The sequence below is a fragment of the Labilithrix luteola genome (assembly GCF_001263205.1).
Classification (GTDB): domain Bacteria; phylum Myxococcota_A; class Polyangia; order Polyangiales; family Polyangiaceae; genus Labilithrix; species Labilithrix luteola.
This window is the reverse complement of the sequence record NZ_CP012333.1, coordinates 9420524-9432920: the sequence shown is the minus strand read 5'-3', so window position 1 is coordinate 9432920 and position 12397 is coordinate 9420524. Positions and strand designations below refer to the sequence as shown.

The window sequence follows — 12397 nt, the reverse complement described above, 5'->3', positions numbered from 1 at the left end:
CATGACGCGAACGCGATGTACCCCACCCGCCGGACGGAATCGGAAGCGCGCCCGGTTCGAAATCAACGCAGAACGCTGGCCACGGCATGGGCAGATCCTCACCGACGGTGGCGCGACGCGCCTCGGTGAATGCATAGCTTGCAACAAGGCGAGGATTCGCAAAGGTGATGTGCTGGAATCCGCTCCTCGCCCAAAGCGCACGCCACCACGTGTCGTGCGCAACCCACTCGGCGTGGTTCAGACGTGCCCTGGCCCCATCGGCTTGCCCAAGGGCTGACAGACCAACCACCTCCAGCATCACGCCCTCGCGAATCATGCTCACGTATGCGGCTCGCGCGTCGCCATCATTCGGGTCGAAGCCGAAATCCGTCACCGACTGCAGCGACGCCAAAGCCTGTCGCACGAGAGCTTCGTGATTGGGCGGTGTACTCCGCTGAGGACTGGGCACCCAAACGCCCCCGCCCAACGGCCCCGTTAGTTCGTAGGTCTCGCTAAGCGGCGCCGCGTCGATTGCTCGCTTAGCTTCGTCGAGCGTCAGGCACGGGCCGGTTGACTCGTCGGTGAGAGTGCTCGTTCCGACTCGATGCTCGTTGTCGTACGCTAGCCAGAAGGTCTCGCCCTCGAAGCTCGCGTGCACAATGGTCCACCCGTTGTAGGCGATGGGCGTGCAGTACTTCCGACGGAGGAAGATCCATGTTGACGTCCCGACCTTCCAGCCGTCGCGGTCGATGACCCGAGACTGACCGAACCATTCCTCCCGCTGCACCTCCCCACGGTGGAGGGACGAAGCGACGGAATCGTGCTCCTCGCAAAGGGGGGCCCCGTCGAGGACAGGAACGAAGAAGGGATGGATCCACGAGGGCTCGAACTCGTCGTTACGCCGAGCTTCCTCGTAGTAGTTGCGAAGGGTTTCCCGAGTCCGGTCAGTTCGGATGCCGTCTGCGCTCATGGTCCGGATACACGCGCAGCAGGCACGCAATCAACCGCAGCAATACACTTCCTAAAAATAGGTCGTTCACACACCTACCCGGCGACGACGAGCCCTCCGAGGACGAACGCGACCCCGGGTGCGTCCTCGCAGGAGCAGCTCCGTCTGATGGCCCGCCTTGGCGCCTAGTTGATTCTCGGCAACCGCGGGTTGTACCGCGTTGCATGACGAACACTTCTGAACTCGGAGAAAAGCTTCTCCTCGCCCGCCGTCTCTGCGACCGATGGCTCCCTCCGCCGCGCGCACGAGATCGGAAGCGCGTCTCACTCGGGTTGACGTTGACGCTCGTCCGAATGGTCGCTGGTAACGACTGGACGATGTTGGCAACGGTCGAAATCGAGTACCGGGTGGAAGAACTTCTCCGTCGCGGCCGTCGAGAAGATGGCAGCCGAGTCACCCGAGAGGATCTTGAGGCGGCGGGCGTCGTCTAATGGGTACATTCGCAGAGTCCGCCTCTGTGGGGACGCCTTCGCGGTCGGGCGTCGCCTAGTGCAAGACGATGGCGATTCGGTGCGCAGACGCAGGTCGGTGTCGAGGTGGCGCGTGGTCATCTGCGGCCCAAAGCGTGTGACGACGAAATAAGCCGGGCCGGAGTTGATTCGGACGGTCCCGATTGTGTATCCGACGCATGACCAATTCACATCTCGCCCTTTTCGAGGGGCAGCGCACAAGCCTCGCTCCTTCCGCGGTGTCCGCGCCTTGCGCGTTGAACCGTCGCCTCTTCGCCTCCCCAACGTTCGTTGGCGAAAGTGATGCGTCTCGACGATCCCGTTGCTCGGGGTCTTCTCACTGGGTGGTGGGCGGGAAGCCTGTAATGGCGCAGCATGCGTTCCGTCAGCTGGCCGGAAATTGAACGCGTCACGGCGTCCACCGGCGCGCCTCTGGCGAGGTCGTTGAACGTTCGCCGGAGGGCCATCGACACACACGACGGTTCGTGCTCGATAGATTCCCGTCGCCCCGCAACGGAAAGATGCGGCACCCGGCGGAGGAGCATTGCGACTATGACCCCGACCTGGATTGATGCCCTGCAGAACCCCGAGCAGCTGCTCGCTCTGTTCCGTGAGCCGCCCGCCGATGAGGCGCTGCGGCTGCACTCCTTCCACCTCAACCGGCGGGGACCGGCCATGACGCTGCGGCTGTCCACGCTGCGCTTCGTCGACGTTCCGCCCGCCGACTGGCGCGCGGAGGAGGGGCTGGACGTCTTCGAGTTCCAGCTCCGGTTCCTCGACGTGGCGGAGGTCGCGATCGCCGGCGAGCGGCTGCCAGTGGAGTGCCGGATCTCGCTCGCCGGGCGTCCGGAGAACCGCTTCGCCGTCCTGGTGGAAGGCCCGGGCGTCCGGCTGGGGTTCAGCGCCAACCGGGAGCTTGCGATCGGCCATCTGAACGCCCACGCCTCGGCCGCCGGGCCGTACGGGACGTCGCGCCGCCACCTCGGAAAGGTCGACGCGATCCGTTATCCGCAGACGCCGGACACCTGGGAGAAGACTTACTATGAGCGGCTCTGACTGGATCTCGGTCCTGCGGAACGGCGACGTGCTCCGCGGGCTGTTCGACACGGTGCCGGCGCTGGAGTCGCTCGACCTGTTCTCGCTACTGGTGGACGAGCGGGAGCACGGGCTTACGCTCGGGTTCGAGTCTCCCGGCCTGCCGGTGACGGCTCCCCGTTCGTGGGTCGAGCAGGGACTGAACACCGTGGAGTTCCACTTGGTGTTCTCCGGTCTGCGGTGGCTGGAAGTAACCGGCTGGTCGTACACCGGAATGACCGGCTACCGGTTCGAGCCGGAGGCCGACGGCGGGCTGCGGCTGCTGATGACGGGGCCCGACTCGCTGGTGCGGCTGTCCGCCGACTCCTGCCGCGTCGAGGGCGTACGGGCCCACCGGGCGGGTGGCCTGTAGCGGGGCGCCCGTGAGGGAGCGGAACGTCCAGGCGCCGCTGCCCAGGCCGCCACCCATCGTGAGGCGATTCGGCAACTCGCCAACATCTACCCCGGCTCCGCATGAAGCCTCGGCGGACAGCATTCACGCGAGCGCCGTGAGAATTCGGCGAAACGTCAGCCGTCCGCTTGCCGAACGTTCCCCGGAAATCCGGCAGCGATAACGCCGTACCCCTCGCCGGAGAAAGGCTGCTGCCAGACGAGCTCTCCTTGAAGCGTGTAACAGGAGACAGCTCCGAGCGCCGAGACGATGAGTTGACCTTGGTCGAAGAGCATCGTCGCGCGCCCCGATTCGCTCCGCGGGACGTTGCGCAGCAGACGGCCGGTCGCGTATTCGACGAACACGAGGTTGTTCACGGTGCAGGCAACGATGACGTCGTCGCCGATCGCGAGCTCGATCGCCGGAGCGTTGCCCACGCTGTAGCTGGTATTGTCGATCTGCGTGCGCCACGCGACGCGGCCGGTCGCGCGATCGAGCGCGAAGAGCTTTCCGTAAAAAGCCACGATCAGAAGCGAACGATTCGAAACTAAGTTATTGTGCATGTGCGCAATATAACCGACTTGAGTATCCCCACACGGGCTCCTGATTCACGTTCGGCTCCTCGTAGACTACCGCTTCGCGGCCGGGATCGTCATAAAGCTCGCCGGTAACGATCCCGCGCCGCGCGAACGTGCCTGTAGCCTCGTCAGCCCTGGAGCATCGCGACGAGATCCGTCACGCCCGGATCATGTCCGGCCTGCATGAGGAGCGTCGTCACCTGGCCGCGATGGTGCGTCTGGTGGTTGAAGAGATGGGAGAGGACGTGCCAGAGCGGGACCTCCTTGACGACGCCGCTTCGAGTGTAGCGAAGGTTCCCTGCGAGCCCCTCCTCCGTCAGTGTCGCGACGAATGCGTCGATATCGTGGTCCGTCTTTGCACGCTCGCGACGAAGCTCGTCGAAGTCGGCGTAGAGCTCCTGATCGAGCGTTCGGATCCCGCCTGGCCCCAGCTCGCCTTTCGGCAATGTGAGCCCCGTGAAACGTCCGAGCCACACGCGATCTCCGAGCAGGAGATGGTTGAACGTGCGGTGGATCGATCCGAAGAAGGCGCCGCGATCCTGCTTGCGCTCCGCGTCGGTGAGCTTCTCCGCCACCGCGTAGAGCTTGTCGTTCATCCACCGGTTATACCGAGCCATCACGCGAACATACTCGAGCATCATGGGGGGGGGCCGGCGAGCGTACTATGGCGCAGAGGAGCACGAAACTACTCGGTCTCGCCGACTCGCACCTCGGTACGTCCTGCTGCGCGACGGCAAGCCGATGATCGAGCAGCTCCCGCGCCCCGGTCTCTGGTCTGGTCTGTTCGGATTCCGTAGAGCGGGAAGCTGGTTCGTGGTCCAACAGAGCCGCGATCTGTCGCCCCGGTTCCAGGTCTAAATCGTCCCCCAAGCTCCCGGTCGTTCACGGGGTTCCGGGGGCTTAGGGCTTCCGAGGCACCCGGAGGGCTTCCGACGTGCTCTAGAAGGTCGAAGGTGCGGCCGGAAGGGCCTCCGACGCGGGGAAAATGCCCTCCGGCGCGGCATTGGACATCAGAGGGCGGTGCGCGAGGGCCTCAAGTGACTGAAATCACGTCTCCGGCGCGCGCGGCGGTGCCCCCGGGAGCGCGTCGGAAGCTCCCAGGACGCGCCCGGTGGCCACCTCGTTCGCGTCGGGAGGGAGCGCGGACGCGTCGGGCGGCCTGCGCGGCGCGAAGGGAGCTTCTGCAGCTCGTCGAAGCGTCCGCGCGGGACGTCAGTCGCTTTCGCTCACAAGCGAGCCGACGCCCGTAGCCGCGGTGGTGGAGCCGTTCGCTCCGCGCGCGGCTTTTCCGGGGACCGTCGGAGCGACAGCCGGCGTGGCGGCGGCCTTCTTTGCAACCCTCCGCTGCGCGAGCCCAAGGCGCAGGAGGTGATCGCGGCGCTTGAAGGTGACGCGCGCCATCTCCGACCAGTCCTCGTACCACGCGCGGAGCTCGACGAGCATGCGCTGGTGCGTGCTCGCACTCTGCACCATCTCTTCCGCCGGCGAGTCGTCGCGCGACGTTCCTTCCTTCGCCACCTTCACGAGCGCGCGCAGTCGCTTTCGCTCCACCTCGGAGAGCCCGCGCGCCTCGAGCGTGGCGATGGCGGCGCGGTCGTCTGCGTGCTTGCTCTTGGCGAGGGCGTCGAGTCGGTCGAGCAGCGTCTCGACGCCGAGGATCGCCGCGGCGCCCGTGGACGGTGAGAGACCGGCGAGCACGGTCTTCGCTTGCTCGGGATGGAGGCGGCCGAGCGCGGCGCGCACGATGCGAAAGCCGTCCTCGTCCCAGGCGTCGATCGCGGCGATGGCGTCCCGCACGGCGGGATCGACGCGCGTTGCGAACCCGCCTGCCTCCACTTGGCCGTCGTATCCGCTCGACGCCTGCAGGAGCGCCCATCCACGACGGTGCTCCTCGGTGGTGTACCCGCGCGCTTCCAGCCCTCGGCGGAGAACCGGCACGGTGCCGATCGCGCGCAAGAACGTGATCACCCGTGCGGGCGTCGCGTCCAGCGTCTCCTGGCTGACCGTGGGCTCGCGCGCCGGAAGATTCGCGAGGTCGAGTACCTTCTTCGTCATGATCTGCCTCTTTCGAGGGAGGCATCACGTCCTCAGCGAACGAAACGCGCACCTGCGCGTCGCGTGTCGTTGCGACTCACCCCCCGCGCGAGAGGGTACAAGAGGCCCGAACCGAGGCAATGCGGAATACCAAATACGGAATGCGCTACCACGCCGCTCTACCGCGGCTCGACGGCCCAACGTGGCCCAGACGGGGCATCACGCCGGTCGATCCCAAAGCGATGAGTCCTTCCACGTGGCGATGAGAAACCACACCAGTCCGCCGGTATCGATCCCAATGGCCAGCAGACCAATGGCAGCGCAGACAGCAGACCCAAACCCCAAGAGCGTCCCGATGACGACGAGCAACGTCCCCACCATCGGCAGGCCCGACACGTGCCGGTAGCCGTCGAGCGATCCGGTCGCGCGGCGGTAAAGCAGCCCGCGGACGAAGGACAGATGGAAGTTGAGAGCGCCGATGAGGAGCGCGAAGAGCAAGACGGCCAGGCCGCTCGTGTGGTGCTCGTTCCCGCGAGTCAGGGCGGATACCAGCGACGCGACGAGTAGTACGACCGGGCCGAACGCAATGACAACCCCAACCCCACGACGGACGTAGCTCGGACTCCTGCTCATCGGGAAGCTCGCGCGACGACGGCAGCCACGTCGTCGGTGTACCCGCCAGGTGCAAGCCTCGGCAGGGCGATCAATGCGTCCGCAGCATCGATCGCGGGGCCGCTGCAAGCCGCGACGATCGTTAGGGCGGGAATCCACGTACGTGAAGAGCCCATCGGTTCCCGCGACGAGCGTACCTTCGAGGCCCCGAACATGAAATGGCGTGGCGTGCCCCGCCCGCCTCCAAGGCGTCAGGCGCCGGAAGTCAGGACTCGGTGCCCGTCATCCGTGGCTGCGAATGTGAAGGGAACGCGGTCACCGACGTCGATACCATGCGGCAAGGCAACCGCTGCAGTTGTTGGCGTTGTTGGTGAAGAGGACGCGCCCCTCCCTCACGCCAGCCGCGGCGCGGGCGTTACGTCTTGCTGTTCAGCCCTTGCCCAACCCGGACACGGTGGCGCGCTTTGGACCGCTCTTGGCGAACCGGCCTGCATCGAGCCCCGTCGGTCGCCCCGGTCGTCGCGGGCTCCGCTTTGGGCTCGGAATGCTGATGATGAGCCTGTCGCCACCGTCCCTTCGTTCGTTGTCGATGGGCGTCGTTCGTGGCGAGAGCCGCGCCGCTTTCGACGACTCGCGACGGCCCGAGTGTCCTCCCCCAACCGATTCCCGCAGAGTCGTGCGGCCCTGACGCTGCGCGAATGAGCGCTCTTCGTCCGCGGAACCTCCGAGGTCTGCCGCTTCGATTCGTAAAGCTCCGATTCGCCCATGCTACGTCGCAGCTCGCAGTGCGCCTCGGCTTTCCAAGTGTGGCTGGTCAGGCTTTCAGCGCGCGGATTCCGCCAGCAGGCATCGTTATTGAACGCTCTCCGCGATGGAGGACAACATGGCAGCATTAACCAAAAGCCCATCCGCGCCACAAATGGTGAATCTCATCCTAGGTATATGGCTCTTCATTTCGGCGTTCGCGTGGCCGCACCCCCACGCTCAGATGACGAACACCTGGATTGTCGGAGTCTTGGCTGTCGTCTTCTCGCTGGTCTCGATGTTCGTCAACCCTCAAGCTCGGTATCTGAACACGATCTTGTCCATATGGCTGTTCATCTCCGTCTGGGCGCTTCCAAGGGGCACGATCGGCACCGCTTGGAACAACTGCCTCGTCGCAATCGTGATGTTCGTTGCTTCGCTGTCGGCCGCTACCTCGACGCGTACGTTCGGGCGGGCACAGACCGCCTGATCGCTTGGCTTTCGCCAGCACGCAGTCGACCGCGACGAGGACTCGGCTCTTCGTCGCGGTCACGCGGGCGTTGGCCGTTCCAGCACCGGATCTCCAAGCAGTCCGGTCATTGCGAACAGCAACGGAGCTAGGTCACAGGCGTCGGGACCCAAGTCGTGGGATCGGCAGGAGTCTGGTGGCCTGCCAGAAGATCCTTCACTTCGTGCTGACCATCCTCCCCGCGCGCCGGGAACCAGACGTAGGGCACTCCGAGCTGGTTCGCCGACCGAATTTGCTTCCCGTAGGCGTCCGCTGAGTCCGACACGAGCGCCGCGATGCCCCTTTTTCGCAGGCCGCGCGCCACGGCCTCGGAAGCTTCGCGCTCGTCTTCGGCGTGAACGAGCACGTAAACGGCAGCCGGTGTGCGCCGCGGACGAGTCTCTTTCAGGAGACCGAGATGGGCGCAGTACCCCATGATGCGGGTGATGCCGATCGATACGCCAACACCGGGGAGCTTCTCCTTCGACCGGCCCGACGCGAGGTTGTCATAGCGTCCGCCGGAGCAGACTGCGGAGAGCTTGGGGTGATCCTCGAAGACGCCCTCGACGACGGTGCCTGTATAGTAGTCGAGCCCGCGCGCAATCGAGAGCGCGCCGACAATCGAATCTGGGCGTGCTGCGTTCCGTGAAGCAGAGAGTACGAACAGCAGCTCCCGCAGTCCCTCGTCCAGCAGGTCGTTTCGCTCCCCAAGGTCGAGGACTCGCTGAGCGTCCGCGTCGTTTCGAATTTCGATGGCCGAGACCGCAACGCACTTCTCGGCCTGCGTCGCGGTGAGCCCGCGGTCCATGAGCTGTTGCACCACAGCGGCCGGACCGATCTTCGCAATCTTGTCGACGATGCGAAGCGTGCCGGTGATGTCGTGGATGCCGAGACCACGGTAAAAGCCCTCGAGGAGCTTCCGGTTGTTCACCAGCAAGCGCACGTTCGGGATGGGAAGCGCGTCCAGCGTGGTGCGGAGGAGCGCGACCATCTCGCGGTCGAAACGGACATCCATGCTGCCTGAGGCGATGACATCCGCATCGGCCTGAAGAAATTCGCGATAGCGCCCAAGTTGCGGGCGTTCTCCCCGCCACGCCTGTTGGACTTGGTAGCGACGGAACGGAAACGTCAGCGCGCTCCGATTCTCGACGACGTATCGCGCGAAGGGCACCGTGAGATCGAAGTGGAGCGCAAGCTTTGAATCGCCAGACGGCTCGGCGGCGAGCCGCTGCACGCCGTAAATTTCCTTGTCGGTGTCTCCACCTTCGCCGAGTAGATCCGACGCGAGCTCGATTGACCGCGTCTGAAGCGGGGTAAACCCGTGCAGCTCGAACTGATGGCGCACGAGCTCGATGAGACGGCGCTGAAAGAGTTCCTGCTCGGGGAGCCACTCGGGAAAACCGCTGAGCGATTCGGCCATGACGGTCTTGCCATATCACTCCCGACCGTCACCGAAAAGCGAGCGGTCTCGACGACGACGTCACGACTCCGATTGCCCTGGCGCCGCCGGAAGCTTCAGACGCTCGAGAGTCGCGGGAAGAGAGAACGAGCGATGGCTTCCGAGGCACATCAGCGCTTGATTGAGCTGGCGATAGCGCGCCGAGGCGACGCCGCAATTCGGGCATGCGAGCGGCGCGTCGAAATCTCGGTACTCGACGACGCGAGGACTCCACTCCGGTAGCCCGACGTACGCGAGCGGTCCTTACGTCCCCCGGGAATCCGCCGATAGCCTCGACTTCTCCGGCGGGAAGATCGATGAGGACCGGCTCGGTCACCACCGCCGTCCTACTTCGATGAAGCAGCCTGTCGTGCGAGGCGTCGAGGCCCAGACGCAGCAACGGCCGCTCGACGAGCCGGAGATGCTCTCGTCGAACGGCCGCCTTTGCGTCCATGATGGCGCCGAGCGGACGCGTTGTTTCGCGCGTCCGCCGCGGCGACGTCGGCGTTACAGACCCCCGCCCTGATTCCTCATGACGACGGGGTGCTCCGCTGCGCGAAGGGCGTAGCGGAGGGCCATCTCGAGCGTCGAGAACGACAGGAGCTCGCTCAGATTCAGCTGGAGGCCGATGATGGTCTGAGCGATGTTCGGCGCGATACCGGAGACGACGCATCGCGTGCCGAGGAGCTGCGCTGCACGGACAACCTTGAGGAGGTGGTCGGCGGCGCCCGTATCGATGATGTCCACGCCCGTGAGGTCGAGGATCGTGAAGCGCGCCTTCGTTCGAATGATGGCTTCGAGCAAGCTCTCCATCATTTGATTCGCGCGGGTGCTGTCGACGAGACCGATGACCGGCAAAGCGAGAACCCCGTCCCAGAGCTGCAGGATGGGATTCGACATTGCGCGGATGGAGTCCTCCTGCCTGCGGATGATCTCCAGCTTTTCGAGCAGCACTTGCTCGGCGTGTTTGCGGTCGAGGATTTCCTGCTTGAGGCGATCCTCGGCCTGCTTGCGTTCGTGCACCTCGGCCTTGAGGCGCTCGAGCGTCGCGTCGAGGTCGGCGCGGGTCGCCTTGTCGCTCGTAATGAGCGCTTCAAGGTGATCCTGCACCGTCTTCGTCGAAGGACGAACGATGAACTCGTCCCACTCATCGCCTTTCGCGATGAACTTGGTCTGCTCGGCCCAGCAGTGCGTCTGGAAGATGTGCTTGCAGTAGCCGGCGAAACGCCCTGCGAGGGAGCTCGTTCCCCAGCAAACCCCGAGGGCTCGCTGATAGAGCGCTTCCCAGCTGTTCTTGGCGCGGAAGTGGGCCTCCTTCTTCTCGCGATCGAGCGAGACGCACTCCCACAGGCCGAGGCCGACGTTGTTGGCGGCGGCACCTACGAGGGCGAGGCCTTCTTCATACGACGGCGCCGGCGCGATGAAGTGTTCCCACTCGCCCTGGATACCGTCTTCTCCCGCACCATAGACCGCGAGATGGAAGCGCTCCGTGCCGACCATCTTGTGAAGGCCGGACATGAATCCAGCCATCGTGGACTCGATCCACATGCAAACGGCCGGTTGTCCCGCGATGAGGAACACGCCGCGTTCGTTGTCCCACTCGAAGTCGAGACCGTTGACGTGGATTTTCGGATTCTCTTTTTGAAGCGCTGCAGTCAAGTGTCGTCTCCGTAGGTCAAAGGACTGCTCAGAAGCCGCTGCCCGGGTGGGGTTCGGTGTGACAGTTTTCGGTGCATCGTCCGAACGACTCCTCGCCACCACCGACGTACATGTTCGTGATCGGGCCGAACTTGGTCACGTGATCGGCCGGATACGACTTGTGGCACGAGAGACACGCGGCCTTGCTGACGAACTTGGTGCCGCCTTCGTTGAGGTGACACGTGGTGCACTTCTGGACATCGCCGTCGAAGCGGTTCGATCGCGAGTGGATGAAGTGCACGCGGCTGTGAATCGGCGCATCGTGCTCGACGGCGAGCGGCGCGTGGCAGCCGACGCACGTGGCGCGATCGGGGTTGCGGTGCAGGACCTCGGCGAATGCGCCGCCGCCCGTGTGGCAGTTCTGACATCCGCCGGTGGTCAGCGTCGCGGTGGTCTTCGTCGTGCTGCCGACCTGGATGTCGACACGGCGGGTGTACGCGATGTCCTCGCCGTAGTACGTGCGCCGCCCCTTCATGGTCATGCGGTAGGTGCCCGCGGGAGCGTTCGCCGGCAGCTTGAACGTGTAAACGTCGGAACCCGGGACGTCCCATCCTGCATGGTTGGGATCGAAGGCGCCGCCGAAGACGCCGTCCGTGGTCGGGAAGACCTTCCACTGATCGAACACGCCGTCGCGCTCGAGGACGCCGACGTTCTGCACGTCCTGGCCGAGGAGCTCGTCGAGCGGAATGACCGAGCGCATCGGCTGGATGTTCTGCTCCGGTCCCATGAGGTGCGCGATGAGCGTGCGCTCACGGTGCTTGCGGCGCCAGAACACCCAGGTGTTGTCGAAGAAGGCGCGGTAATACTGAATGCCCGCTTCGTTTGGTCCGAAGATGACGTCGTTGTAGCTCGGGATCGAGCCCTGCGGATGGAGGCGATTGCCCGAACCATCCTTGAGCGTGAACCGGAACGAGACACTCTGTCCCGCGTCGTAGTAGCCACCAGGACCAGGCGGGGTCAGCGTTTCGACATCGATGCTGAATCCGTAGTCGAACGGCGGATTCGCGATCTGCTCGATGGGCGTCTCGTAAACCTGCGTCGCGTTCTGCGTCCACCGCATGCGCAGCTTCGTCGCGCGCGGGTGAAGCGTGAACGTCGACTTCTGATCCATGCTGTTGCGCAGCTCGATGTTCGCCTCTTGCTCGTGCTCGTAGGCGCCGCTGCAATCGGTTCGCGACGCGCAGCCACGCGTCCACTGGATGCCGCGGAAACGACGAACCCAGAAGTGGTCGCCCGTCTTCCGCTTCCCGTCTTTACCCGCATCCGCGACGATGGGCGCCGACAGCGGGATTCCGCGGTCGTCCACCTGCTCGATGATGAAGGTGCTCGGTTGCGTCATCCACTTCGCATTTCGGTAGAACCGGCTGCGCGTGAGTCTGCCTTCCGAGTCCGTCAGCTGCTGGAAGTCGCTCTCCTCGAGCTGGAGTTTGTTCCAGTCGGCATTCTTGAAGTCGCCTTCGCGCTTCAGCCCGGCGAGGCCTTCGTCCACCTTCGAGAAGACCGACGTGCTGAGGTCGATCTGCTCGAGATAGAACGTTTGCCCGGCGCGCACCTTCAGCGGTAGGCCGACACCGTTCTTGTATTCGAGGGCGAGGCCGATGGGCGTCGCCGTCGTCGTCGGACCTTGCGTGACGAGAGCCGATTGCTGCTGGGCGAGCTCCTCTTCTTCTTCGACGGTGTTGGTCGAGGGAGCGCTCACGGTGGAGCAGGCGACGGCGACCGAGGCGAGAACCGCCACGTGAGTCAGTTTCACGGATCGTACGAGCGATGATTTTCGAATATGAGCGATGGCTTCTCGAGTGGACCGCATCGAGACACTTCCTTCCTGTAACCGGAATTCGTCCGGGTGGAGGCGACGGCGAGCCGGACGACGCTATGCGATT

General features: G+C 64.7%; 10 protein-coding genes. 3 read left to right on the top strand and 7 right to left on the bottom strand.

What is annotated here, in order from left to right:
* Positions 1 to 1989 precede the first annotated feature (1989 nt).
* The gene (locus tag AKJ09_RS40820) at positions 1990 to 2493 is read left to right on the top strand and encodes an Imm50 family immunity protein (RefSeq protein WP_169928269.1); all 504 of its coding nucleotides are present in this window, start codon (positions 1990 to 1992) and stop codon (positions 2491 to 2493) included.
* A complete protein-coding gene (locus tag AKJ09_RS40815) occupies positions 2480 to 2884 on the top strand; it encodes an Imm50 family immunity protein (RefSeq protein WP_146653243.1) in 405 nt (134 codons plus the stop codon). Before AKJ09_RS40820 ends, AKJ09_RS40815 begins: the two co-directional genes overlap by 14 nt.
* A gap of 155 nt (positions 2885 to 3039) precedes the next feature.
* Here the strand turns inward: AKJ09_RS40815 and AKJ09_RS40810 are convergent, their stop codons facing one another.
* From AKJ09_RS40810 to AKJ09_RS40795, 4 genes are all read right to left on the bottom strand, one after another.
* Positions 3040 to 3465, bottom strand: coding sequence for an outer membrane protein assembly factor BamB family protein (locus AKJ09_RS40810; protein WP_146653242.1), 426 nt, complete (start codon positions 3463 to 3465; stop codon positions 3040 to 3042).
* Positions 3466 to 3608: 143 nt separating this feature from the next.
* On the bottom strand, positions 3609 to 4118 hold the full coding sequence (locus AKJ09_RS40805) for a DinB family protein (protein WP_146656134.1): 510 nt from the start codon (positions 4116 to 4118) through the stop codon (positions 3609 to 3611).
* A gap of 574 nt (positions 4119 to 4692) precedes the next feature.
* Positions 4693 to 5535 (bottom strand): hypothetical protein, encoded by an 843-nt coding sequence (locus AKJ09_RS40800; RefSeq protein ID WP_146653241.1) that lies wholly within the window; start codon positions 5533 to 5535, stop codon positions 4693 to 4695.
* Between the two features lie 198 nt (positions 5536 to 5733).
* On the bottom strand, positions 5734 to 6147 hold the full coding sequence (locus AKJ09_RS40795) for a hypothetical protein (protein WP_146653240.1): 414 nt from the start codon (positions 6145 to 6147) through the stop codon (positions 5734 to 5736).
* 850 nt (positions 6148 to 6997) lie between these two features.
* Here AKJ09_RS40795 and AKJ09_RS40790 point away from each other — a divergent pair.
* A complete protein-coding gene (locus AKJ09_RS40790; protein WP_146653239.1) occupies positions 6998 to 7360 on the top strand; it encodes an SPW repeat domain-containing protein in 363 nt (120 codons plus the stop codon).
* 127 nt (positions 7361 to 7487) lie between these two features.
* Here the strand turns inward: AKJ09_RS40790 and hisS are convergent, their stop codons facing one another.
* From hisS to AKJ09_RS40775, 3 genes are all read right to left on the bottom strand, one after another.
* Positions 7488 to 8798 carry a histidine--tRNA ligase gene (gene hisS, locus AKJ09_RS40785; RefSeq protein WP_146653238.1) on the bottom strand — a complete coding sequence of 437 codons (1311 nt, stop codon included), beginning with the start codon at positions 8796 to 8798 and terminating at the stop codon, positions 7488 to 7490.
* Positions 8799 to 9323: 525 nt separating this feature from the next.
* Positions 9324 to 10475, bottom strand: a complete 1152-nt coding sequence (locus AKJ09_RS40780; RefSeq protein ID WP_240488794.1) for an STAS domain-containing protein — start codon at positions 10473 to 10475, stop codon at positions 9324 to 9326.
* Positions 10476 to 10503: 28 nt separating this feature from the next.
* Complete coding sequence (locus tag AKJ09_RS40775) at positions 10504 to 12267, bottom strand: cytochrome C (protein ID WP_146653237.1); 1764 nt, start codon at positions 12265 to 12267, stop codon at positions 10504 to 10506.
* Between the last annotated feature and the right edge of the window lie 130 nt (positions 12268 to 12397).